The 24,753-nt window shown below is 48.2% G+C and carries 19 protein-coding genes; 4 read left to right on the top strand and 15 right to left on the bottom strand.

The window, feature by feature from the left end; all coding sequences use genetic code 11:
• The first annotated feature begins 343 nt into the window (after positions 1-343).
• Positions 344-2,002: a glycerol-3-phosphate dehydrogenase/oxidase gene (locus tag AC3ITG_RS30470; protein WP_489252259.1), complete on the top strand. Its 1,659-nt coding sequence runs from the start codon at positions 344-346 to the stop codon at positions 2,000-2,002.
• A gap of 68 nt (positions 2,003-2,070) precedes the next feature.
• Complete coding sequence (locus AC3ITG_RS30465; protein WP_489252258.1) at positions 2,071-3,075, top strand: Gfo/Idh/MocA family protein; 1,005 nt, start codon at positions 2,071-2,073, stop codon at positions 3,073-3,075.
• A 115-nt stretch (positions 3,076-3,190) separates the two neighbouring features.
• Here AC3ITG_RS30465 and AC3ITG_RS30460 read toward each other — a convergent pair whose 3' ends face one another.
• On the bottom strand, positions 3,191-3,478 hold the full coding sequence (locus AC3ITG_RS30460; protein ID WP_062321783.1) for a winged helix-turn-helix transcriptional regulator: 288 nt from the start codon (positions 3,476-3,478) through the stop codon (positions 3,191-3,193).
• A gap of 420 nt (positions 3,479-3,898) precedes the next feature.
• On the opposite strand from AC3ITG_RS30460, the gene AC3ITG_RS30455 reads away from it, so the two are divergent.
• Positions 3,899-4,285 carry a DoxX family protein gene (locus AC3ITG_RS30455; RefSeq protein WP_163755498.1) on the top strand — a complete coding sequence of 129 codons (387 nt, stop codon included), beginning with the start codon at positions 3,899-3,901 and terminating at the stop codon, positions 4,283-4,285.
• 181 nt (positions 4,286-4,466) lie between these two features.
• On the opposite strand, the gene AC3ITG_RS30450 is transcribed toward AC3ITG_RS30455, so the two are convergent.
• The 3 genes from AC3ITG_RS30450 to AC3ITG_RS30440 form a co-directional block, all read right to left on the bottom strand.
• Positions 4,467-4,985 (bottom strand): AbrB/MazE/SpoVT family DNA-binding domain-containing protein, encoded by a 519-nt coding sequence (locus AC3ITG_RS30450; protein WP_379437091.1) that lies wholly within the window; start codon positions 4,983-4,985, stop codon positions 4,467-4,469.
• Between the two features lie 105 nt (positions 4,986-5,090).
• The gene (locus AC3ITG_RS30445; protein ID WP_063567333.1) at positions 5,091-5,771 is read right to left on the bottom strand and encodes a CidB/LrgB family autolysis modulator; all 681 of its coding nucleotides are present in this window, start codon (positions 5,769-5,771) and stop codon (positions 5,091-5,093) included.
• On the bottom strand, positions 5,768-6,139 hold the full coding sequence (locus AC3ITG_RS30440) for a CidA/LrgA family protein (RefSeq protein WP_063567332.1): 372 nt from the start codon (positions 6,137-6,139) through the stop codon (positions 5,768-5,770). Before AC3ITG_RS30440 ends, AC3ITG_RS30445 begins: the two co-directional genes overlap by 4 nt.
• 157 nt (positions 6,140-6,296) lie before the next feature.
• Here AC3ITG_RS30440 and cidR point away from each other — a divergent pair, with 157 nt between their 5' ends.
• Positions 6,297-7,181 carry a cidABC operon transcriptional activator CidR gene (gene cidR, locus AC3ITG_RS30435; protein ID WP_489252257.1) on the top strand — a complete coding sequence of 295 codons (885 nt, stop codon included), beginning with the start codon at positions 6,297-6,299 and terminating at the stop codon, positions 7,179-7,181.
• 165 nt (positions 7,182-7,346) lie between these two features.
• Here cidR and gcvPB read toward each other — a convergent pair whose 3' ends face one another.
• From gcvPB to AC3ITG_RS30380, 11 genes are all read right to left on the bottom strand, one after another.
• The gene (gene gcvPB / locus AC3ITG_RS30430; RefSeq protein WP_489252256.1) at positions 7,347-8,915 is read right to left on the bottom strand and encodes an aminomethyl-transferring glycine dehydrogenase subunit GcvPB; all 1,569 of its coding nucleotides are present in this window, start codon (positions 8,913-8,915) and stop codon (positions 7,347-7,349) included.
• 27 nt (positions 8,916-8,942) lie between these two features.
• Positions 8,943-10,343: an aminomethyl-transferring glycine dehydrogenase subunit GcvPA gene (gcvPA, locus tag AC3ITG_RS30425; RefSeq protein ID WP_489252255.1), complete on the bottom strand. Its 1,401-nt coding sequence runs from the start codon at positions 10,341-10,343 to the stop codon at positions 8,943-8,945.
• Positions 10,344-10,392: 49 nt separating this feature from the next.
• Positions 10,393-11,175, bottom strand: coding sequence for an SDR family NAD(P)-dependent oxidoreductase (locus AC3ITG_RS30420; RefSeq protein ID WP_489252254.1), 783 nt, complete (start codon positions 11,173-11,175; stop codon positions 10,393-10,395).
• Complete coding sequence (gene lacZ, locus AC3ITG_RS30415; RefSeq protein ID WP_489252253.1) at positions 11,168-14,299, bottom strand: beta-galactosidase, LacZ type; 3,132 nt, start codon at positions 14,297-14,299, stop codon at positions 11,168-11,170. Before lacZ ends, AC3ITG_RS30420 begins: the two co-directional genes overlap by 8 nt.
• Positions 14,300-14,330: 31 nt before the next feature.
• Positions 14,331-15,143: a carbohydrate ABC transporter permease gene (locus tag AC3ITG_RS30410; protein ID WP_489252252.1), complete on the bottom strand. Its 813-nt coding sequence runs from the start codon at positions 15,141-15,143 to the stop codon at positions 14,331-14,333.
• Positions 15,143-16,129, bottom strand: coding sequence for a carbohydrate ABC transporter permease (locus tag AC3ITG_RS30405; protein WP_413374160.1), 987 nt, complete (start codon positions 16,127-16,129; stop codon positions 15,143-15,145). The genes AC3ITG_RS30410 and AC3ITG_RS30405 overlap by 1 nt, the downstream gene beginning before the upstream one ends.
• A gap of 24 nt (positions 16,130-16,153) precedes the next feature.
• Positions 16,154-17,416 (bottom strand): ABC transporter substrate-binding protein, encoded by a 1,263-nt coding sequence (locus AC3ITG_RS30400; RefSeq protein ID WP_489252251.1) that lies wholly within the window; start codon positions 17,414-17,416, stop codon positions 16,154-16,156.
• A gap of 129 nt (positions 17,417-17,545) precedes the next feature.
• Positions 17,546-18,730, bottom strand: a complete 1,185-nt coding sequence (locus tag AC3ITG_RS30395) for a response regulator transcription factor (RefSeq protein ID WP_489252250.1) — start codon at positions 18,728-18,730, stop codon at positions 17,546-17,548.
• Entirely contained in the window at positions 18,708-20,453 is a 1,746-nt protein-coding gene (locus AC3ITG_RS30390; protein ID WP_489252249.1) for a sensor histidine kinase, read from the bottom strand. The genes AC3ITG_RS30395 and AC3ITG_RS30390 overlap by 23 nt, the downstream gene beginning before the upstream one ends.
• A 193-nt stretch (positions 20,454-20,646) precedes the next feature.
• Positions 20,647-22,353, bottom strand: a complete 1,707-nt coding sequence (locus AC3ITG_RS30385) for an amylo-alpha-1,6-glucosidase (RefSeq protein ID WP_489254549.1) — start codon at positions 22,351-22,353, stop codon at positions 20,647-20,649.
• Between the two features lie 293 nt (positions 22,354-22,646).
• Positions 22,647-24,635, bottom strand: coding sequence for an LTA synthase family protein (locus tag AC3ITG_RS30380; protein WP_489252248.1), 1,989 nt, complete (start codon positions 24,633-24,635; stop codon positions 22,647-22,649).
• Positions 24,636-24,753 lie beyond the last annotated feature (118 nt).

Below are 24,753 nucleotides of genomic sequence, written 5' to 3'. Positions count from 1 at the left end.
ATAAATGATATTTATTGGTGGGAAATGATGCATAACTTACAGGGTTTATTTTCCTGGAGAAGAGAAAATATATACCCACTATAAGGAAAAATAAATGATTAGTGGATCAGTTTGAAATTCCATCCGCAGGCAGAACAACTTTTTGAAATTTTTTTGAATAATGTGTCATTTCAGGCCTTCACGCCGCCTTAAATGTGTGATAGGATTAAGTCACAAGTTAAAAAAATGATGTCTGGAGATCGGGAGAGACCACGTACCGCTCAGCAATTGCTGAAGCGAATGACGTGGTCTTTTTTTTGTGCTTTTGTGGGTAAAACAGAGGTAATCAATGGGAGGAATCGGGATGACAACATCGTTCTCAGCGGAAAAACGAACCGAATATCTGGATCGGATGGCGAATGCACATTTTGACATATTGATTATTGGTGGGGGAATCACGGGAGCCGGGATTGCGCTGGATGCAGCTTCCCGCGGATTGAAGACAGCACTGGTAGAAATGCAGGATTTTGCGGCAGGCACATCCAGTCGTTCGACCAAACTGGTGCATGGCGGTCTACGGTATCTGAAGCAGTTTGAAGTGAAAATGGTGGCTGAGGTGGGACGGGAGCGGGCGGTGGTGTATGAGAACGGGCCGCATGTAACAACACCCGAACCGATGCTGCTCCCCATCTATACGGCGGGTACCTTTGGACGCTTCAGCACATCCATTGGTCTGATGGTGTACGACCGGCTTGCCGGAGTGAAGCGTAGTGAACGACGCCAAATGTTAAATGCCGGTGCCGTCTCAGACAGTGAGCCTTTGCTGCGCAAGGAAGGACTGCTGGGTGGTGGACGTTATGTGGAATACCGAACGGACGATGCCCGGCTTACCATTGAAGTGATGAAGGAAGCGGTGCGGCGCGGCGCACAGGCAGTGAACTATGTGAAGGCAGCAGCATTCCTGAAGGAGAATGGGGTCATTACCGGAATTCAGGCTGTGGACCAGATCAGCGGTCAATCTTATGATTTGCGGGCAACCAAGGTGATTAATGCTTCCGGTCCATGGGTGGATGAGCTGCGCAAAATCGATGGTTCGCGCCAAGGCAAAACGTTGCAGATGACGAAAGGTATTCATTTGGTATTCGACGGTACACGTTTCCCGTTAAGGCAGGCTGTATATTTTGATACACCGGATGGACGAATGGTCTTTGCTGTCCCGCGGGATGGGAAAACCTATGTGGGAACCACAGATACCGTCTTTGAAGATGATCCCGCACACCCGTTAATCTCTGAGGCAGACCGGGATTATGTCATCGATGCCGTCAACGGCATGTTCCCGGACGTTCGGATTCGAGCTGAGGACGTGGAGTCCGGTTGGGCTGGAGTACGTCCCTTGATCCATGAGGAGGGTAAAGGGCCTTCCGAAATTTCGCGCAAGGATGAAGTGTGGGTAGCCCCTTCGGGGTTGATCACGATTGCCGGGGGAAAATTAACCGGGTACCGCAAGATGGCAGAGATGGTTGTTGATCTGACTGCTCGCCAATTGGAGCAGGAGACGGGGAGATCCGCTGGACCATGTATTACGAAAAAGATGCCGATCTCCGGAGGCGATGTTGGTGGTTCCGCCGGATTTGGTGCGTATGCTGAACGCAAGATTAAGGATGGGGTAGCACTTGGACTCGACAGATCTACTGCGGAACGATTAGCCAGAGTGTATGGTTCCAATGTGGACGCACTGTACGAACGGATGCCTGATCCGCGGACAAAGGCCGACCTGCATGGTATGTCACAGGAGCTGCTGCTAATGCTGCGTTATGCCATTGACGAGGAGATGGCTGTGACACCGGCAGACTTTTTTGTGAGACGCACCGGAGACCTGTTTTTCCGCATTGATGAAGTCCGCCAGTATAAGGCAGTGGTTATTCAGTATATGGCTGAACACCTGGATTGGCGGGAGGAGCAAGCGATTCGGTTTGCGAATGAACTGGATCAGCTGCTCATGGAAGCATCGGGCAAAATGTAATGCAGGATTTCGCATCTGGGGGTCGAATGGAACATGTAAGCGTGTAACAAGGAGAGGGGTTTACATCTATGACTTTACAGATCGGAATCATTGGAACAGGTTGGTTCAGCAAGGTACATGCAGATATTCTGGCACGAATGGAAGGCGTTCGTGTAGCAGCTGTCTGCGGAACAACGCTGGAGAAGGCAGAGGCTATGGCTTCCGTCTATGAGGCTGTTGGCTACGGTGAACTTGAACATATGCTGGATGGTGAAAAGCTGGATGCAGTCTATATCTGTGTTCCTCCGATGTCTCATGGATTGATTGAAGCTGAATTGATTCGTCGGGGTATCCCGTTCCTGGTGGAAAAACCGCTGAGTACAGGCATGGATATTCCTCGTCAGTTGTTGGATCAGGTACAGAAGTCCGGATTGTTGACATCGGTAGGTTATCATTTCCGTTATCAGGAGGCTGCACAGGTACTGAAAGAAGCGATGAAAGAGCAGACCGTCGGCATGGCGCTTGGACGCTGGATGGGCGGAATGCCGGGAGTCGCTTGGTGGCGTCGCCAGGAAGGCTCCGGGGGACAGTTTGTGGAACAGACGACCCATATCGTGGATTTGCTGCGGTATTGTGCTGGTGAAGTGACAGAGGTATACGCTGTAGCGGCCCAACGCAGTATGCATGAAAAGCATGAGCATGTCACGGTAGCTGATGTGGCGAATGTAACACTTAAGCTGGAGAGTGGAGCGATCGCAAGCATTGCCAACACCTGCCTGCTGCCAGATGGTGAGGGCGGTGCGGGGCTCCAGTTCTACACGGATGCCGGAGTATGGGACTGGACACCTGAACGTCTTCTTCTGCCAAGTGCTGCCCCTCATGCGATGGCAGGTCTGGAGATTCCCGCAGGGCATAACCCGTATGAGCGGGAAAATGAAGCGTTCATTCACGCCCTTCGTACCGGAGATCGTTCACGGCTATTGTCCGATTATGCGGATGCCTGCCGTACACAGGAAATTACAACGGCGGCCTTGGTTTCGGCAGATTCGGGATTGCCGGTGCAGCTTCAGCCATCCAAACACCTCTCGCATTAATCCTTTTATGACGTAAACAGAAATATAAACGCGTGAAAAAGACGCCTGAATCTGGACTGATCCGAAGATCAATTCAATTCAGGCGTCTTTGTGTTGTACATGAATCAGAATCTGGCTACTTAGTAGACTGCTGCTGTTTCAACCAGTCTGAGGACCAGTTGTAAATCTGATTAATGACGGGTTCAATAGCTCTGCCTTTGGGCGTCAATTCATACTCTACGCGAGGCGGAATTTCAGGATACATATGGCGGGTTACGATACCTTCCATTTCCATTTCCTTCAGACGTTCGGATAACAACCGACCGCTAATCGCCATTTCTGCTTCCAGCTCTGTGAATCGTTTGGGTCCGGATAACAGTTGGTACATGATGAGCAGTACCCATTTCTTACCGATGATATCCATGGCTTGCGTAATGAGACAGGGACTTGGTGATTTTACTTTTCTCAGCTTCAACGTGTTCACCTCGATTCAAGTAAGTAGTGATGGATTTCCTCGTATATATAAAAGTGCGTGGCTTTCTGCCGCTCTGACCAAAGTAAGGGACAATGAAGTCAAACATGTTACTACAAAATGTACTGTAACATACCTTTTGTATGTATTATACACTATTCGTCAAAAAATTACTTGAATAAATAATGTTATTATTATATACTCACTTCATAAAAGTAAGTTAATGATTATTAATATGTATAATATCAGCACATACCAATTTTGCAGTGCAAACTGCCATTTTTAAAAATAGAGTTACGTTGTAACTTTTACATAGATTGCTTTTTATAAAACAGATGGATATGGACATTCATTTTCAGGAGGATTATACATATGAACAAAGGCATAAGAATTTTGGGATATATTGCGTTGGTTGTGCTTGCAGGTATGTTTGTAATGGCAGGCTTTAACAAGGTTAGTGGAGCAGAGATGATGGTACAGACTTTCGAAGGTTTCTCCTATCCTACATGGACGATGTATCTCATTGGTGTAGTAGAGCTGCTCAGTGCGGTGGGTCTATTGATTCCTCGTACTCGTATTCTGGCTTCAGGAGTTTTGACGTTTATTCTGATTGGGGCTGTGGGGAGCCATCTAATTTATGGACAATACGCAGCTGTTCCTTTCCCAGCGGTGTTGCTGGTTGCCAACATTGTCGTTCTTATTATGGGGATGCGTAAATTGGAAGCAGAAGAAATGGATATGGATCTCGTGCAGGTCTAAGAGTTACACGCTGGATTAAAGAATATTGAAAAAGATGACCACTGTGATTAAGCGGTAGTCGTCTTTTTTATGATTTATCTCTCAAAAAAAAGAAGAACCCACGGAGTTCAAAGGGTTCTCTTGCAACGGGACTTCTTGAAACGGAAGGTCTCCTGATTATAAATAATCGAATAAATTCCTATTATAGTAGTTTTTTAAGTTGGGAGACGCGTCCTTGGCTAATGCCAAGCTTTTCCGCAATTTGCTGTTGAGCCAAACCGGGATTCTGTTCAACAATTTCCTTCATCTGTTGCAGCATGCGTGCCGTCTTTGGCCGCAGGTCCGGGTACTCTTGGTTGGCAGCTGTAGTCCCCTCTTCCCATGCAGGAGATGAGACAGTGGCGGATTCGGTAGCAGGACGCTCCACGGGTGCAGGAGCCTGTTTGTTCTGAGGAACGAACCATTCGGGAGTGTCATCCGGGTGTTTTAATTGAATTGCACAAGTCCGGCAGATGAATTGCTCTTTGAAATACATTTCCGTATCCACATCACCGCAAAAAATACACAATGTTGATTTGTACTTTCTCAAAATCAACTCTTTCCCTTCAATGAAAAACTCGAGCGGATCGCCGATATGGATTTCCATCGTATCCCGCATTTCTTTGGGAAGGACAATTCGTCCAAGGCGGTCCAGAGATCTCTTCATTCCGGTTCTTTTCATCGCATCTCCCCCGCAATATTCACAATTAAAACCTGTCCTTATTGTAAGGAAGAAAGGGCTTTAATACAACAATAATATTTCAAGAAATAGGGTTAATTCCATCTATTATGGGAAAATAAGTTTGGATAGCACGGGTGCAACCGCCAATGTGAACAATGCGGCCAGTACCATGGAGATGCTGGAGATGGTTCCTGTCAGTGAACTGAGCTCAAATGCCTTGGATGTACCTGTGCCATGGGCACCGGTTCCAAGCAGCGTTCCACGTGCAATCTCACCATCAATACGCAGCATTTTCACAATGGATGGCCCCATAATTGCCCCCAGCAGACCGGTCATGATGACAAAAACCGCTGTAACCGCCGGAATGCCTCCAATGGTAGCCGATACATTCATCGCGATAGGGGTCGTGATTGATCTCGGGATCAAACTATGAATGAGTCCGGAGTCCAGGCGCAGCCATTTGGCGAGCAGGGCAGAAGAGAGGACCGCCACGACGGAGCCCGTCATAACGCTGAAGACGATCTCGGAAATATGCTTTTTGAGTACATGGAAGAAAGTATAGAGCGGTATGGCGAAGGCCACCGTTGCCGGTTGAAGCAGCAAACTTAGCCATTTACCACCACTGCTGTAGGCTGCGTAATCCGTACCTGTTGCGAGCAGCACACCGACGACAAGAAGCGGCGTAATCAGCAGCGGAGACAGATACACTTTGGGCAGGTTACGATACATGCGTTTGGCGACCAAGTATATACCGACGGTTAACAAGAGACAGAGGAATCCAATCATCCGGTGTGACGCTCCTTTCGTTTGGCGATTCGGGTGGCAACAAGGCCTGTGCAGGCCATGACGAGAAACGTGCTAAGCAGAACAATAAATAGAATTTGCAGTCCGTCTTGCTCCAGCATGGGCATGTAGTTCATAATGCCAACGGCTGACGGAATGAAAAATAGCAGCAGCTCACCGAGCAGCCAGGCAGCTCCAATTTCGATCCAGCGCAGCTTCACGACTCGGGTCTGAAGCAAAATAAACAGCACGATCATGCCGAGTATGGAACCTGGTACAGGTAGATGGAGAGCACGGGCCAACTGGTCCATGAGCAGTGAAAAGGCCATCAAGAGCGCAACTTGCAAAATGCCAAGGCCCCATTTCTTCACTTCAATCCCTCCTTGTATAATGAATGTGATGATTTTGAGTTGTTTATGAAAATGATTCACTTGATATCACAAATTTTACATCGCATTCTTTCATGAGTAAAATGCATATTAAGAATGTTTACCATTCCATTTATCTATGAGAGATGGGGATCAGACGATGGATATCCGCCATTTGCAATATTTTCTGGAAGTTGCTCGGCAGCAAAGCTTCACCAAAGCGGCCGAAGTGCTGTTCATTACACAACCGACCATTAGCAAAACCGTCAAAAGCCTGGAAGACGAATTGGGCGTAACGCTGCTGGATCGTTATGGCAAGAAGGTAGCGTTAACGGATGCAGGCCATGTCTTTTTCCGACAGGCGCTGGAGATTGAAAAGTCATTCCGCAGCTTATCATCCGAGCTGGACGATCTAATGAATCTGAAGAAAGGACACCTTCGGATTGGTCTGCCACCGATGGTGGGGTCCAGCTTTTTCCCGATGATTATCGGTGAATTTCACAAAGCCTATCCCCAGGTGACCATTCAGCTGTTCGAGGATGGTGCGAAAAAAGTGGAGGCCGACGTGATTAGCGGTGCACTGGATATTGGCGTTGCCGTTCTTCCAACGGTGGATGAACTGGTGGATCATTTTGTTTTTGTGAAAGAGAAGCTGAATCTGCTCGTACATCCTTCGCACCCGCTTGCGGGTAAAGACTCTGTCGCGCTACGTGAACTGGAGAATGATGCATTTGTGCTGTTTCGGGAAGATTTTGCACTGCATGACCGGATAATCGCCGCCTGTCAGTATGCGGGATTCCAGCCTCGGGTGGTGTATGAGAGCTCCCAATGGGACCTGCTCAGTGCAATGGTAGCGGCCAATCTGGGTGTGGCTTTGCTGCCAGAAACGATCTGCCGTGAGGTGGATCATATGCGTGTGCGCATTATTCCCGTTGTGGAGCCTGTAATTCCGTGGCAGCTCGGCATGATCTGGCGGAAGGACCGATATTTGTCCTTCGCAACCCGGGAGTGGATCAGTTTCACACAGTCCATGCTGAGTGAATAAGAAATTCGGTGTATACTCCAACTGAAAGCGATAGAATGTATATTAAAATGACCCTCAACGCGTGTTGAGGGTCATCTTTACTTTTATGTCTATTTATAAAATGAGTAATATTAATGTTCCACTATAAGAACAATACGAGTAGGTGCTGCGTGCATGATAATGTGGTTAGTGAAGCTCTGGCTGTGTTTTTTTCAAATATGCACGCCAGGTAATACACCATTGCTTCGGATCGTCCAAAGATGATTCGTCATTGCGATGCACAGTGCTATTATGCGGAGCCGATTTGACGATATCTGGCTGAGTATAGGCTTCATTCGAGATATGCTCCAGCGCATGGATATATTCGTCGAGATCCTCCTTGGAATAGGATTCGGTTGGCTCCAGTGTGAACGGCTGTGGAACAATATATGGATGATGAGAGGTCCAATAATGCAAGCCAAAGTCACACATTCTCCGCGTAATATCCTCCGTCGTCACTCCAGTCTCATCCGTGAGTTGTTTCCAGCTGTAGCGTACCTGTTCTAAACGGCGTCCTTGGACATACGGGGCACTCGCTCCGCGTATTTGAACAATTTTATGATATAGATAGTTGTTATTCAGCACCGCCACCTGGGCGACATCTTTCAGACCGTCCGGTCCGAGGCTCATAATCCAGGCGTAGGAACGGAGTACAGTTTGGGCTACACCATGAAAACTCCGTACCTTACCGATGCTGACTTCCGTTTGATCTCTCAAGATATAACGTCCGTCATTATTCTTATCCACCAAAGGGCCGGGCATGAACTTCTTCAATTCTTCCGTCACACCGAGAGCACCCGTAGCAGGACCGCCGCACATATGGGGCGCAGCAAAGGTTTTGTGAAGATTGAAAAAGCACATATCAAAACCCGCTTCCTTCGCTCGTGTAATCCCGAGCAGGCCATTTGCGTTAGCCTGATCATAATAGCAGACACCACCAGCTTCGTGCACCACATCCGTAAATTCGCGGATACGATGATTGTAGATGCCTGTGTCCTCCGGATTAGCCACAACAAATCCGGCTGTCCGCTCGGAGACAACGCTCTTCAGTTTCTCAAGGTCCGGGAATCCATCCTCGTCTGGATGCAACGTAATAATCTTATATCCTTTAACCGCAGCTGTAGCGGCCTGGGAGGGGTGAGAGAAGATTGTTGTAATGATCTCGTCACGTTGTTCACCTTCACCGCGCGAATCATGATAGGCGCGAACGATGGAGGCCATAGCCAAAAGTGCCTGGGTTCCGCTACTCGGCTGAAAGGAGAACGCATCCATACCCGAAATCTCTCGCATTGCCAGATCGAGATTATGGAAAATTTCCAGCATCCCCTGAACAGAATCCACATCCTGCAGCGGATGAAGCTCGGTCATACGTGGATTGCGGATAAGCATTTCGTTAATCCGGGGAATATATTTCATCGTGCAGGTTCCCTGCCCAATCTCCACGTTCATATCCGATCCCAGCGTTTCTTGGGATAATCTCAGATAATGCCGCAGTACCTTTGCCTGCCCGATTTCTGGCAAAGCGGGAATATTGCGCCGCCGCATGGATGCCGGTATGTTGTCTTCTGCGGAGCCTACTTCAGCAGCTACAGCCGCTTCCGTTCCCGGCGGGATGACGCCCCGCTCTCCGGGCCGGTGAAGTTCAAAGATAACGGGCTCATCCCATTTAGCTTGGTGAAACATGCGAACCTTATGATCTCTGCGAATCCGTTTCATGGCGTTCATTCCTCCTCTATATGATCATTATGATGTGCTGACAATGGAACGAAGAGTATCGACGAGTCGGTCCAAATCAGCCTGGGTATGCGTTTCCGTGACGCAGTACAGTGCACATTGACCCCATGATGGGTAGGATGAAGACAAATCCTTACCACCGAAAATCCCTGTCTCCATTAATCTCTGGTTGATCTCCTCAACAGTTAGACCTGTATCATTAAAATCAACAACAAATTCTTTAAAAAAGGTGCCATTTTCGAAGCGAAGTGACACACTTGGAATTCGTGATATCTGTTTTGCAGCGTAATGCGATTTCTGGATAATGGTGCTACCAACCTCCTGCATTCCGAAAGGACCGAGGAGGGCCAGATATACTCCTGCCGTAATGCCCCATAAAGCGGTCTGAGTTCCTACCGATTCCTTGCCTTTCTCCCGAAGAGCGAATGAAGTACGTTCATAGGCAACATCTCCGAAGCCATATTCGCCTTCCACTTCGGTTGGCACGATACCAAATAACCGGGAAGGGTATTCCATTACGTATTTTTCCTCATCACGTGTTGCGATAAAGCCAGCCTGCCCACCGCCAAAGTTCATATGCATACCCAAGGGCTGTAAATCTCCGCAAATGATATCGGCCCCGTAACGGCCCGGAGGCTCCAGAACTCCAAGTGATATGGGATCAACACCTACAATAGAAATGGCATTAATCTTATGAGCCAGTTCAGATATCTCGGCACCCTGATCCTCAATGATTCCAAGGTAACCGGGATTTTCAAAGTAAATCGCCGCGATATCGTCGCTTAATTTGCTACGCAGATCATTCAGATCCATTCGTCCTGTTGCCTGATCGATGTCAACATATTGAATATCCATGACTGGAGTACAGTAATTACGAATAATTGCCGCCTTATCCGGGTCTACGGAACGCGGGAGCAGCACGATTTTGCGCCCTGTAATACGCCCTGCCATCCGAATCGCGGTGGAAGCAGCCTGAGCCCAGTCAAAGGTTGGAACATTCACGACATCCACGTCCACGAGTTCGGCAAGCAAGCTCTGATACTCGAATAGGGCCTGGAATCGACCATGGTCTTCATAAGGCTCCCCGGCATAGGCTGTCACGAATTCAGAACGTTGATTGATCTCGTCACATACAGCTGGAATGAAATGTTGCCAGCATCCTGCACCCAGAAAATTAAGATAATCTCCACTGTGTTTGTTCTTCGCTAACAGTCCATCAATATGTCGGCGTAGTTCATACTCGTTCATGGCTGGCGGAAGGTCCATCTCCCGCTTCAGCTTCAGGCTGTCAGGGATCGCGTCGTGGAGTTGCTCCATAGACGTGAGACCAATTTCTTTCAGCATCGCGTCCCGGACCTCCGGAACGGTATTTGGAATATAGGGATGGGCATATGTTTTGTTGTCAGCCACAATTAACGCCTCCGTTCATATGTTGGGAAAATGGTAGTTCTTATCCGCCCTAAGCGATTCCGCCTCCGTCAACAACGAGAACACTGCCTGTTACCCATGAGGACAAGTCACTCGCTAGGAACAATACGGCATTCGCGATATCACGCGGTGTACCTAGACGCTCCAGAGGTCTGCCTCCTGCGGAGGCAACCAGAAATGCTGACTCATCCTGTTGTAACTGCTTCGCTTCGTCACGCAGGAGTGGTGTATCTGTATCCCCTGGTGATACACAGTTGACTCGAATATTCGCCGCTCCATGGTCGATAGCCATGGCACGTGTCAGATTGACAACGCCTGCCTTTGCTGCGCAATACGCTGCTGCGCGGTCTCCGCCTTTCAGTCCCCAACCTGAACCTGTGTTAATGATGCTACCGCCGCCGTTTTGCTCCATAATGGGAATTACATATTTAGAGAGAAGGAAGACGCCTTTGAGTGAGACATCTAGTACAAGATCCCAGTCTCTTTCATCCAACTCGGTAACCGTTTTGCGGCGAATAACCCCTGCGTTATTGAACAGGACATGAATTCCTCCAAGAGCCGATTTGATCTCTGAAGCTGTGCGTTCACAATCTGCGGCAGAGGTCACGTTGCAGCAGTAAAAGCTGGCCTGGCCTCCCTGTTCACGGATACTGGCGACTGCCTCGTTACCCGCAGCCTCATTAATATCAATCAAGACAACATGTGCCCCGAAGCTCGCTAGAAGCTCAGCGGTGGCCAGCCCAATGCCTGATGCCCCACCAGTAACGACGGCTACCTTGCCAGATAAATTCAAAACGTCCTGTGTATTAAGCATCTTTATCTTCCTCCATTTCATATTGCATCGCTTCTGTACTCATTCGGCGGCTCAGCCTTTCAGGAGAGCTATCCTCCGCCATATACGCCTGAAGCAAGATGCGGAACCGGAACGCTTCCGGTTTAACTGTATTCTCAGGGGACTGTGCTGGGCCGCAGCTGTTACTTCCCAGTCCGTTCTGTTGGTAATCCAGATTCAGAGTAATGAAATCACGAGGTGTCAAATCGCTCATATGCTGAGCCTTCTCCAGATCACCGTCCGTGTAACGTCTGGCGCTGAAATCAAGCGTTGGCGCTCCTGCCGCCAGCAGACCGATTCCTGCCCCATCAACGATCGACACCCACCTAACATCTGTCCGATTTCCGTTCTCTTGGGGATAGATATACGACGTGAGCAGTCCATCTACACTGCTCTGATATACGCCGAAGCGTCCGGCCTCCCGGCTATCCGAATAGCTCTCTCCCGGCCCGCGGCCATACCATTTCACACGGTCCATATCACCGGGAACTTTCATCTGAAGACCGATTTTCGGGAGCATAGTAGGTGGTGTTCCTTCCGGCATTCCCTTCACATCTATAATGATTAGTCCGCTTGCAGTAACCGTATAGGACGTTTCACAGCGGAAGCCCCAATCGTAGACAGGAGGTGCTATGCGTGAAGTCCAAGTCATACGCACGGATGTTTCATTCAATCGATCCCAGCGGAAGTCGTCTATCCGCTCGGTCAGTCGATCGAGGTGTGCCTTGCGCCAATCCGGGAGCACATACATATCGTTATCAATCGGAGCACGCCAGAAATTCAGTCGTGGTCCATCTTGAATGAGTTCCTTTCCGTTCAGGTGAAGTGAGGTGACCCCTGTACGTAGACGATTAAAAGAAATACGGAAGCTGTCATTGGTAAGGATTAGCTCTCGTCCTTCTTCGGTGACTGTCAATTTCTGCTCTACAGACAGCAGGGATGAGGGAGATACGGCTGATGTGGAATGATTCGGCAGTGCAAACTGCACCCAAGCCACCTCATGCCCCTGTTCCGCCCAAGCGCAGTCTGCTGCCAACGTGAATCCGACATTCAGCCACATCTCCGTACCCGGCTCGAGATGGATCGACTGTTGATCTGTCAAATTCAAATTTGGAATCAATACGTTTGCGCTATCACCCGGACTAATCTGCGGAAGTACGAGAACACCACTGTTAACGGTTCGTCCATCAGCCGTGATACTGTAATGAACCTGCAGATGATCTAAAGTCACAAAGTCATACCGATTCGTTACGCGAATCTTTCCTGCGTCTATCAATTCGACCCTTACAGGTTCGATGATTTTCTTATATTCAATGAGTCCCGGAGAGGGGGTACGGTCTGGGCGAACCAGCCCGTCAATAACAAAATTACTGTTATTCGGTACATCCCCGTAATCTCCGCCGTAAGCGTAGTCAGCCTTGCCATCGATTGATTTTCTGCTGAGCCCGTGATCGATCCATTCCCAGACAAATCCACCTTGAAGACGCCGATAAGCGTCAAAGGTGTCAAAATACGTCCGTAACCCTCCAGGCCCATTACCCATCGCATGGGCAAATTCGCATAGAATATGCGGTTTCGGATGATCGGTTAGCTGGCCGAATCCTTCCATTTTCTCCACGGAAGAATACATCGTGCTCACCACATCACATACTTCCGCTTCACGGTCTTCTTCATAATGGATAAGACGTGTGGAATCATTGGCTTTGCACCACTCAGACATCGCACGGAAATTGCAGCCGAAGCCCGATTCATTGCCAAGCGACCAGAAAATCACGGAAGGGTGATTTTTATCGCGCTCTACCATACGGCGGATGCGGTCAATATAAGCATCCTTCCAAGCGGGGTCATCGCTAAGCCGTGAAATATTACCCAGCGGCTCAAACCCATGCGTCTCCAGGTCCGTCTCTTCCATAACGTATAACCCATACTCATCACACAGATCATAGAACCGCGGGTCGTTCGGATAATGTGCCGTCCGCACCGCATTGATATTGTGCTGCTTCATCATTTGAATATCTTCGAGCATGGTGGATACCGTAACGGTTCGTCCCGTATCTGGATGATGGTCATGTCGGTTTACTCCTTTGAGAAGGATCGCTACTCCATTCACCAAGAACTGTCCATCCTTGACTTCCACACGGCGGAACCCAACTCGCAGGGCAATCGTTTCTATAACCTGATTCTTCGAATCAACCACTGAAATGATCAGATGATATAAATAAGGAGCTTCGGCATTCCATAAAAAAGGCTTTGCCACAGGCAGATTGAACTCGACATGTGAAGGATGGTTTAGATTCTTCTCAGCAGACAGGATCTGCTCGCCAACGTTATTCAGCAGTTGCAACTGCACCTTGCCCTGAACTTCTTCTCCATCCAGATCTAAGCGGACCGACAGTACCGCATTGGTAAACTCTGTATCTAGCTCCGTTACAATTCGATAATCTGTAATGCGGGATGCTGAAGGCTCGGAAACCAGATAGACATCCCGGAAAATGCCACTCATCCACCACATATCCTGGTCCTCCAAATAACTACCGTCAGACCACTGGTATACCCGGACCGCCAATCGGTTAATTCCCGCCTGAAGGAAAGGGGTCAGATCGAACTCTGATGTCAGCCGGCTGCCTTGGCTGTAGCCGACAAATGCACCATTCATCCATACATGAAAGGCGCTATCTACACCGTCGAACTTAAGTGAAACAACTCTTCCGTCCCAATGGTCTGGCAGCGTAAATTCCCTTACGTAGCTACCCGTTGGATTATCATTAGGTACATGAGGAGGATCAACAGGGAATGGGTAGTCGAGATCCGTGTAATGCGGATTTCCGTAGCCTTGCAACTGCCAGTGGCCAGGGACACGAATATTATCCCAACCTGAGGTGTCATATTCATTTTGATGAAAATCGGGGGGGGCTAGATCCGGCCCCTCAGCAAATTGGAACTTCCAAATACCATTCAGCGATTTGAACCATGGAGAGCTTCCTCTGTCATAACTCAGAGCACTTTCTTTATTGGAATGAGGAATAAAATAGGAGCGACTCTTCGCACGGTTTCTCTCCAGCACGCTGAGGTTATCCCAGTCGCGCTCAATGTTCATAACAGTCATGATCGTCATTCCCTTCCTCTATCTGTGTGTCCTATCCTTTAATACCTGTCGTGGCAATTCCGCCAACAATGTAACGCTGGGCGAAGAAGAAAATCGCAAGTGGCGGAATCGAAATTAAGCAGGTGATGGACATGATGGATTGCATATCAACACCGTACATGCCCTTAAATTGAGATAGGCCAAGTGTTAACGTATATTTCGTCTGATCATTCAGGAAAATGAGCGGTCCCAGATAGTCATTCCAACAACTCATGAACTGGAATACGGAGACCAGGATCAGCGAAGGTCCCATCAGCGGCACGATGATTCGCAGCAGAATCGTCATTTTACTAGCGCCGTCAATCGTCGCTGCTTCATCCAGCTCCCGAGGGAGGGTCATAATGAACTGCCGCAACAAAAAGATATAATAGGCAGAGCCGAACCACGATGGAATAATCAGCGGTTTGAGTGTGTTGATCCAACCCAAATAGTTAAACTCCATATACTGCGGAATCATCGTTACTTCCCAAGGGATCATCATGGTTGCTAGGACGACAAGAAATAGGAAATCACGCCCTTTGAAGTGGAATCTGGCGAAGCCGTAAGCGACGAGTGTACAGGATATCAGCTGACCCAGGGTGGATAAAACCGTAACGAGCAGTGTGTTTTTCAAAAATAAATTAAAGGGCTGGATATTCCATGCCTCTGCGAAGTTACTGAATTTCCAGACGGACGGAATCCATTTGGGAGGAAACAGATAGAGCTCCTGCGGTGATTTCAGTGCTGTGGTCACCGCCCAGAACAGGGGGGCGATGAATAGCAGTGAGAACCCGATCAGCAACACGTATGCAACTATTTTTTTCATCAGGACCGCCCCCTTTTACTGGCCTTAAGTTTCTTCTGCGGCTGCTTTTTCATTTCACCTTCATAGAACACCCAGGCTTCCGAAGATTTGAATACCAGAAACGTCAAGGTAAGCACGATCAGAAACATAAACCAGGCATTGGCGGCAGAGTAACCCATCTTAAAATATTTGAAAGCGTTCTCATACATATACATCGCATAGAAATAGGTTGATTTCATTGGCCCGCCTCCCGTAAGTAGCAGGGCAAGAGTTAACTGCTGGAATGCTGCAATAATTGATGTAATGAGATTGAACAGAATTGTTGGCGTAATCATCGGAATGGTCACACTCAAGAACTTTCGGATTTTACCTGCTCCGTCGATTGAAGCGGATTCGTACAGGTCCTTAGGAATGCCTTTAAGTCCAGCCAGGAAAATAAGCATCATCGATCCCTGTCCCCAGAGGCTGGCAACGACCATCGCAACAAGTGACCAGTTCGTATCATTCAGCCAATCGGGCCCTTGAATGCCCAGGACAGACAAGAAATAGTTCAGAATTCCATAGTCTCCGCTGTATACCCACGACCAGATCATAGCAAGCGCCACACCTGAGATCACGGAGGGTAGATAAAATGCCGTACGGAAAATGGCGCTTCCTCTAACCCTTTGGTTTAGCAGCATGGCAAGTCCGAGTGCAACTACAATATTGAGCGGAACGAAGAGGGCTGCAAATTTCAGTGTTACAAATAAAGATTTCCAAAAAAGCGGATCATTCGAAAACATCTCTACGTAGTTGTCTAGCCCGATAAAAGTTACCTTACCGACGATTGGCCAATCAAAAAATGAAATGACCAGTGAGAACAGTAGGGGACCTAACGTGAAGACAATAAATCCAAATATCCAAGGGAAGATAAAGAGGTAGGGTGCAAGCCCACCCCATTTGCGTTTTTTCAAGGCCTTAAGGGTAGCTGTCGGTTCTGATGTATTCTGCAGGTAGGTCTGAGCCATCTCCTAACCTTCTTTCTACAAGTGTTATTTCAAAAATCGCTCGCTGTCCTTAACCGCCTGATTCAGCGCTTCTTGGGCATTGCTGCCGTGCATAACTGCTTCCACTGCAGCCGACAGCTGTCGGTTCACTTCATTCCACTTCGGATTGAGTAGAAATGCAGGTTTATTATCCGAACGCTCAAGCATGGTGTAATAAGGTTTGTAGAGCGGGTCCTGATCCTTTTTGAGCTCGTTTACAACACTTTGTCGTACTGGCAGGTCAGCAACACGCATTTTGATCGATTCATTAGAGACATAGAATTTAACGAATTCCCATGCCAGATCTTTGTGCTTGGAGTCTTTAGCAATAGACAGGGCAGATTCTGCAAGTACACCTTTAACCGGTTTGCCTGGAAAAGCCGGAATTTCGACCGTACCTACATCAACTCCTGCTTGTTTGAATGATTCGAGCGGCCAGATTCCGCTTTCCCACATGGCGATCTTACCGCCTTTAAAAATATCATCACCGCTTTGCTGGCCTTTACCACCTGTGAGCACGGCACTGCCGTTCTTGACCATATCACCAAACATTTGGATAGCTTCAGCGGTTTCTTTACTGTTCATGTAGCCTTCGATGCTTTTACCGTCCGGGGAAATAAAGGAGCCACCGTTGCTCCAGACAAAGCCCTGCAAGTCATACGTATCATTCTCGGCACGGGCACCGAAGCCGTACTGCTTCTTGGATGTGTCCGTCAGCTTCTTAGCGATATCCTGGAATTCGCTCCATTCCCATCCGTCCTTAGGATAAGGGACACCGGCAGCATCAAAGAGCTTTTTGTTATAATAGACGACACGAGTCGTGAAGCCGGCCGGAATGCCGTATAGCTTATCGTCAATTTTTCCATAGTTGAACAATCCTTTGTAAAAATCATCTATCTTCAGGTCTTTATCCTTTTCTGCGAAGCTATCCAGTGGTTCAAGAGATTGATGGTAGGTAGGGAAGTCCCACATGTACATGACGTCTGGGGGGTTACCCGCTCCAAAGCCTGCGGCAAGCTTCTGGTCAAATCCGTCCGCATAGGCCTCAACCTGCACCTTTGTACCGGGATGTTCTGCTTCAAACTTCTTGGCGATATCCTGCTCAATTTTGAGCGCGTCTCCCGTATCCCAGGTTGCAAAACGAAGTGTCTTCGTCTGATCCGAACCGCCGTTTTCCGGATTGGCTGTTCCAGCGTTACCGCTGCATGCAGACAGTATAGATACCATCAGCGTCGTTGCAAGGACAATGAGTGAAATTCTCTTCTTCATATCGTCAGCTCCCTGTCAGTGAGGTTTATAATAATTGAACCGCTTTCATCGTAACGCGAATGAAAGCGGTTCAAAACGTGTATCTATTCGAATGTTGTTGTGATTTTGTTCGAATTATTGAAGCAGGTGTCAATCTGTTCGGGACCTTTCGTCTTTTTGTTGGGCACGGTAATAGCTCGGTGTCTGACCCGTACAGCGTTTGAACCATTTGCTAAAATATTTGCTGTCCCCAAGTCCTGTTCGCTCGGCAATTTCCTGCATGGTTAGGTGTGTATCCCGCAGTAAGCCATAAGCAAGGCGCAGTTTCCGTTTATATTGGAAGGCAATGAAACTATCACCGACAGCCTTCTTAAACAGAATGGAGAAATGACTGCGGCTGAGCCCAACCTCTTCCGCCAGTTCGCTGGCTGACCAGTCAGCTGCGGGATTAGCATATAGTAGATTCACGGCTTTCCAGATCGGATCTGGCCAATGATTTACGGATATCCCATACAGCTTCTCTAGCTCAGCTTCTTTATGAAGGTTTTGGAACGCCTGCTTCAGATCATCGCTGTTGAGCAAGGATTCTTTACGAGTCCACTTCAACTGACTGCATTTGCTCTTACTCTCTACCAGAAGGCTGTCTGCAGACCCTCGCAGCGTATCAGGAACGATCCAATAGTAGTATTCTTCTCCATAAGGAATGGTCGTACCCTCGCGCATGCTACGGTCATTCTTCTCAGCTTCTTGTAGTAGCTCGGTCCAAGATGCTCCGCATTCTGCCGTTCGAATCAGATATATCAACAGCGGCTGACCATTAACATGCGATTGACCGCCATGCAGCTTCTCCAGCTCCTCTGGAAATTTACAGCTATGCCCGTTCAGCCATGCAAAGAGCAGTGTTTCCATACGTTCTTCATCCTTTGGAGAGGGGGGAGCGGAGACAGACAGTTCCTGCTGGAACTTCTTTAACATGTCTTCAAGTTCTTCGTCCTCAAAAGCGGTTTTCAAAAGATATCCGGATGCCCCAAGTTGAATTCCCTGTTGTGCGTATTCAAAATCTCGGTGGCAACTGAGCAGAATTATTTTTGTCTTCGCCGCCATCTCCTTTATCTTGCGAGACAGCTCAATGCCATCCATCTCTGGCATTACAATATCGGTAATTACAATTTCAGGCCGATGCTCCAGAAAGGCTTCCCAGGCTTTTTGTCCATTGGGCGCGTCTGCTATAACTTCCATTCCAAATTTCTCCCAAGCTACGGTCGAACGTAGACCTTTCCGTACAATACTCTCATCATCTGCAATCAGCACCTTAATTCTCTTTGCTGTATCCATCCGGACGCTCCTCCTCTTTGGGCCAATGAATGACAATCGCTGTACCTTCACCCTTAGTCGAATGTACTGTAAGTCCGTACTGCGAGCCGAAATGCAGTTTGAATTTCTGGTCTGCGTTCTGGACGCCTAATCCTCCGCGACCACGACGTTTCGGATCTGGAACAAGCAAACGCTCCCGTTTTTCTTCTGTCATACCTGCTCCATTATCCCGGAGAGTCAGCAGAAGTTCATTTTTTTCTACGGTGACGTCGAGCTTGATTACACCTATTCCATCCGTGAAGCCGTGGAAAAATATATTTTCAAACAGTGGCTGCAGAGTCATACGCGGGATCAGATACTGCTTCAGGGAGTCCTCACAATTCAGCTCATAGCTGAACACATTTCCATACCTGATCTCCTGAATTTTCAAGAAATGCTCAATCATGCGTAGTTCTCTGCCCACCGTGATCAGTTCCTGCGATATATCCAGATTTCCTTCCAGCACCATCGTTAAATGATATAACATCTGCCGGATATCATCAGCCCCTTCCAGACGGGCCTTCCACTGAATGGAGTTCAACGTATTGAACAGCAGGTGGGGGTTAATCTGATAATGGAAAGCCTTCAGTTCCGCTTCCTTCTTGAGTCGTTCGCTCTGTTCCACTTCTTGTACAAGCGATTGGACGCCACTTACCATCCGGTTAAAACTCATATCAAGGCTACCTAGCTCATCTCTGCCTTCGATCGGCATCCGTGTATCCAGCTTACCGAAGCTGACCTTCTGCATTGAATCCTTTAGCGTACGAATACGCGCTGTAAACCTCGATGAGAACAGATAGGCGAATCCAAAGGCAAGCAGACATGAAATAACGGCCACGACAATGGTATTCGACCGAATAATGCCCGAGGACAGGTAGAAGGCTTTGGCAGGTAATCTTGCTTCTATGGTCCACTGGTTCACGGCAAGCGTCCGAATCCATGTAATATCACTATCCTTCTTCGTAAAAGTAGATGCGCTTTCATACACAATTCTTCCGTCCGAAGCTTTAATGGTCAGATGCGCCTTCGTATCTGTCTCAAACAGCTTGAACATATGGATCAGTTCCTGGGCATTCTCCTCAATGAGTATAGTGCTTCCATTTTGCGTTCCGTTGGAATTATGAATCGGAACAGCGAGTCCAAGGACGGGAAGATTCGAATCGCCTGAGCTGCTCATTGCGTGATTTTGCATATAAAAACCGAGCCAGTATAATCCTTTATAAGAAGTGGGTTTTGTCTTCCATTCTGCTATATTTTTCAGCTTGGCAACATCCAAATTGTTCTCTCCATAATAATAGCCAGAGGGTGTAATGATATAGATTCCTGCGGTTTGGTCCGTCCACAGCGATTTCAGTAGTGCTTCAAAGTCATTCTTCTCAATGATTTCACTATAGCTTGTAGGTGCCTGATTCCTTAGATCGGTATGGGCGGGATCAAGCAAATACGAATAGATCGTTTCACTCATTTGTTTCATTCTGCTTAAAGATGAACTCGTTTGTTGCTCCAACTGCGCTACAGCATTTTCACCATATTTGCCAAACTGGGAATTAATGATTTTGGCGGATTGGTAATAGGACAATGCACCAAGCGAGAGCAGCGGAATCAGAGTCACGATGAGAAAACAGAAGAGTAGCTTGGTCCGTATACTGCGGTAGGAACCAGAGAAAATGCGTTTATTAAGCTGCCTGATCCATTGGATGTTCATAAACGGTTTCCCCTCTCGCTATAACTACATCTACCTGCATTCTAGCACGGACAGGTAGCCTATAGAAGAATCCAATCATTTCATGGTAACGCTTTCAATTTGTCGTGTGCAAATAAAGTTTTTCGAGGAAACGGGAAAAGCACCTCCCCGGAAAGCTGTTTAAAACAGCAGCCAGGGACGTGCAATATTGGTTTTAGATTGTGTACTCGTGCCCCAGAACCAGGAACACACTTGATGTCCATGTGAATGCCCTGTCACGTAGGCCTTCACCAGTCAGCGCATCGAAGTTCTCCGCCATACCACTCCGGCTAAGCATATTGCAGAAGCGGCGGGATACTTCCCGAGCCAGCTCCAGGTCACCGGCAGCAGCTACGCCCTCCACGAGCAGCATGGTTGATGGAGCCCAGATCGGTCCACGCCAGTACCCGTCTGGTATATAGTAGGGGCTGCTTATGCTCTCGGTCGCCCAACCATTTTCCGTTAGGAAGCGATTCTCCTCCCGTAACCCTTCCAGAAGAAGATCTCTGATGGGTTCAGGAAGGCGTTTGCCCAGTAGAATCGGAATGAATAACAGCAGACTGTCTCCAGCTGAAGGTTCATGTGTACCTGAACGTAAGGAGATAAATCTATCATCTTTCCAGAAGTGGCTGATCATCTTCTCCAGCGTATCATCCGCCAGTTTTCTCCATTCAGAAGATTCCTTGGTAAGCCCAAGCAACCCAGCAATTTCAGCCAGAAGCTCTGTCTGGATAATCAGAAAGGCAGCTAAATCCGGACTTTCTACAGGAATTCCATTATTAAACGCGGTGCTGTTATCCCAGCCGGAATCATTACCGTGGTTATATTGGGGAATCCCATCACCATCATCATCACGATACCGGAACCACCATTTCGTCCACTTGGACAATGGGCCGTACACTTCACGAAGCTGCGCCTCGCGGATATAATCCGTACGTTGCATCATCCAAGCCAGTGTCCATCCGTGAATAGGAGGTTTGTTGCAGTTCCAAAGCTCATATTTATCGTTCACAAAGTCAGGAATTAATCCACTCTCATCTTGCCGATCAAAAAAGATCATGAACTGGTCCCACGCAAGCTTTGGATCATGGCGAACAAGCGCCATCGCATTGAAACAGTGGTCCCAGCTCCATATATTCGTCATCCAATTCTTCGACATATACATAGCTGGACGCGTCAGACAACCCTCCGCCGGAACGAGGCAGGACCAAGTAATGTAAGCAGCGAGCTCCCGCGCATCCTGCCAGCGATCAGGGATCGCAAGACTACTGTCTAGCCACTGGCTGAATTCAGTCCTAACCGCTTTTACGTCATCATCAAAGGAATCCCATTGTGGGCGAGGCTCCCATACTGTGCGGAACTCCTCAACGGCAAACTCAGCTGTATTCGTGTCTGTATCCGGATTGAACTCTGCGATTACGCGTGAGCTCTTGATTTTATCCCACGGCACTTCCAGCTTCATGTCGCCTACAATTCCAGTCAGCATGAAGCGGCATTCATGGGTGAAGCTATTTACTTCCCAGCTGTTCTTATTCGCCTCATATGCATAATCATAAGTTGACGGGATAAAGGTCAATCTGATCCCGCACCCTTTCGAGCGGAAGCGGACCGTGCGGCTATCCGAAATACAGATCTCAGCAAAGATTGCCGACACTGGTGAATTCAGCTGGATAGTTTCTGGAGAAGCCTCTGCCGTGAATGGAATCGTCTGATTCTGCTGATCCAACAGTTCGATACGGAACGCCTCGCCAAATTTATCATCTCCACCCCGCACAGTTCGTAGGTAGAGGCCCTGCTGTCTATTCTTGCCTTCAGGCAGAAGAGAGACGGCAAGGAACGACTCTCTGCGGCTGAAGGGTACAAAGTTCAGATCGAGTTTCATCATTCTCCTCCTTCGACAAGGAATAATACGCTTTCATTGTAAACCGCTGCTCAAGGAAGAGGAACGTCCAGGTGTTTTCGCTAGAGAGGGGAATTTGTTGGCAATGGATGATTCGGATGGTTATAGGTGTCTTTTTGTTAGAAAGTTGGGGAGAAAGTGTTAGATCTAGAGGTTAAAAGAATGGAAAAAGCCCATGAACCAGATCGTTCTCGGACGACCTTTCATGGGCTCTTGTCTTTTGTCATCATGGATTAAATTTGTTAAAAGAAAAAAAGTTCATGTTGCATGTTGGATCATTTCACTGCATTTCGATTCGGTAACTGACTCAGATAACTGTGGGATAAGTGTAGAAGATCCAAAGCCCGTTCGTACTGTTCCTTCGTAATATATTCTGAAGAGGTCGACTCCTCTTCAGATGGTATGGCAGATGAGGGCAGGGTCGGTTCATCCTCCAGACTGTCGGGAATCGTGCCCTTCTCCTGATCAGGCTCTGCCGAAACGACATCCTGTCTCCCGGCATCTGCAAGAGAATAATGCGTACCATCACCGTACCCCGTCTCAGGAACGAACAGTGAAGCATCGTTCAGTACGGAACCGGAGGGAAGATAATAGCGCTCTGGCAGCAGATTATTTCCCTCACGCAGCAAATCCTGCCCGAAATACAGTTGGTTCTGGAGAGAGGCACCGGTCAACCCGGCGATCGTTGGCAGAATATCCACCTGTCCTCCGATCTGTTCCAGCTGAGCTGCTGGCGTGATGCCAGGAGCCGCGACGATAAGTGGAATATTGATCATGTCCGCAGACGTGTACTCCCGACCGTAAATTTCCTGCATCAGCTTCTCATCAGTCCGATCCAGCGAGTAGATAGGCAGACCCAGATGGTCGCCATAAACGACCAGCAGGCTATTTTCCCATAGTCCACGTTCCTTAAGTCCCTCAATAAATTGTCCCACTGCCTGATCGGCATAATGCTGGGACACAAGATAATCCCCAGGCAACGTATTAACGTAGCGTTTCGGCAACGTCAGACTTTTCTTATCTTCTGGCAAATGGTAAGGATGGTGTGCAGACATGGATATGATTTGTGCATAGAAAGGTGACCCTGATGCCTGCATGGCCTCGAGTTTATCCAGTGTCTTGCTGTACAACACTTCATCCGATGCCGAGAAGGCGATGGAATCCTCTGTTCCGAAATAATTTATGTCATAATACTGGTCGAATCCAAGCGCCTTGTATAACTGATCGCGATTCCAGAAGTGCACATCATTCGTATGGAATGTGGCTGTCTGATAACCGTTCGCGGACATCAGTCTGGGCAGACTTGGTAACTCCTTATTGGCATAGACGGTAGTTGCAGCCCCGTTGGGCGGTGTGTAAAACGATGTATTTACCACAAACTCGGCATCCGACGTATTTCCCTGTCCGACTTGCTGATAAAAGTTCGGGAAGTACAGGCTTTGTCCAGCCAACTTATTCAGATTGGGGGTAACTTCCTGTCCGTCCACCTGCAATCCGATCAGGAAGTTCTGGAATGATTCGAGCTGGAGGACAATGACGTTGCGTCCTTTGGCTGCACCTTCCTTCACAACAGCGGGCAGTGCTGTCGTTTGTTTAATCTCGTCGATATGATTCTGATCGATTTGATCGAGGGGCACGGGTTTGTCAGGCCGATCAGCCAGGATGGTGTACGCTTCGTAACCGAGAATCCCCATCTGCTCCGCCTGTGTAATTTCGCTCATACTCGCCCGATTGGGGTATATGTTGAGCATGCACAGCATCATCGACAGAATCAGAATGACTGAGGCAATCCGTCTTCTGGCCCTTCGTTCAAGCGGCACTCTGCCGGGACGTTCAGTCCCGCCGAGCTTGATCCGCCGACGAATCAGAATCCCCGCGATGACCAGAATATCTGCAAAAATAAACAAATAATACGGATCAAGCAAAGAGAACATGCTGCTCTTGACCGAGGTTACCTGATTAACCTGTGCGAGTGCGTGATAATTGACAATCACACCATAATATTTGTAATACATGATCGCTGCGAAGAAGATGCCCGATAGCACCAGATTTAGTCCGAGATAGAGCCACATCCGGCGTTTGGCTGCGAACCACTCAATCAGACAGAAGCAGATCCAGATCAGCGGCAACTCTGTCAGCAGCGGTTTCCAGACGGGGATGTCATCGAAGATCACAATCCAGGCCAGAGAGCTTTTGATCATCATAATAACGGTGAACACTATAAACGGTCCGCTTAGAAACCGGGTGAGTGAATTGCGTGACAAGTTACCGCCTTCCTTCCTTTCCGAAGTTTCATTTAACAAGTATTATGCTATCTCATGGTATGTCGTGTCAAAAGCACCGAACTTCTTGGTTGCTCATTTCTTTCAATTATTGGAAAAA

Source organism: Paenibacillus sp. GL_099_B, from assembly GCF_057835695.1.
Note: the sequence above shows the minus strand (reverse complement) of the source record. Positions and strands in the feature narration are given on the sequence as shown.

Coding starts and splice junctions, on each gene's coding strand:
- AC3ITG_RS30470 (WP_489252259.1), top strand. CDS start 344: ATGACAACATCGTTCTCAGCGGAAAAACGAACCGAATATCTGGATCGG.
- AC3ITG_RS30465 (WP_489252258.1), top strand. CDS start 2,071: ATGACTTTACAGATCGGAATCATTGGAACAGGTTGGTTCAGCAAGGTA.
- AC3ITG_RS30460 (WP_062321783.1), bottom strand. CDS start 3,478: ATGGATATCATCGGTAAGAAATGGGTACTGCTCATCATGTACCAACTG.
- AC3ITG_RS30455 (WP_163755498.1), top strand. CDS start 3,899: ATGAACAAAGGCATAAGAATTTTGGGATATATTGCGTTGGTTGTGCTT.
- AC3ITG_RS30450 (WP_379437091.1), bottom strand. CDS start 4,985: ATGAAAAGAACCGGAATGAAGAGATCTCTGGACCGCCTTGGACGAATT.
- AC3ITG_RS30445 (WP_063567333.1), bottom strand. CDS start 5,771: ATGATTGGATTCCTCTGTCTCTTGTTAACCGTCGGTATATACTTGGTC.
- cidR (WP_489252257.1), top strand. CDS start 6,297: ATGGATATCCGCCATTTGCAATATTTTCTGGAAGTTGCTCGGCAGCAA.
- gcvPB (WP_489252256.1), bottom strand. CDS start 8,915: ATGAAACGGATTCGCAGAGATCATAAGGTTCGCATGTTTCACCAAGCT.
- AC3ITG_RS30420 (WP_489252254.1), bottom strand. CDS start 11,175: ATGCTTAATACACAGGACGTTTTGAATTTATCTGGCAAGGTAGCCGTC.
- lacZ (WP_489252253.1), bottom strand. CDS start 14,299: ATGACTGTTATGAACATTGAGCGCGACTGGGATAACCTCAGCGTGCTG.
- AC3ITG_RS30410 (WP_489252252.1), bottom strand. CDS start 15,143: ATGAAAAAAATAGTTGCATACGTGTTGCTGATCGGGTTCTCACTGCTA.
- AC3ITG_RS30405 (WP_413374160.1), bottom strand. CDS start 16,129: ATGGCTCAGACCTACCTGCAGAATACATCAGAACCGACAGCTACCCTT.
- AC3ITG_RS30400 (WP_489252251.1), bottom strand. CDS start 17,416: ATGAAGAAGAGAATTTCACTCATTGTCCTTGCAACGACGCTGATGGTA.
- AC3ITG_RS30395 (WP_489252250.1), bottom strand. CDS start 18,730: ATGGATACAGCAAAGAGAATTAAGGTGCTGATTGCAGATGATGAGAGT.
- AC3ITG_RS30390 (WP_489252249.1), bottom strand. CDS start 20,453: ATGAACATCCAATGGATCAGGCAGCTTAATAAACGCATTTTCTCTGGT.
- AC3ITG_RS30385 (WP_489254549.1), bottom strand. CDS start 22,353: ATGAAACTCGATCTGAACTTTGTACCCTTCAGCCGCAGAGAGTCGTTC.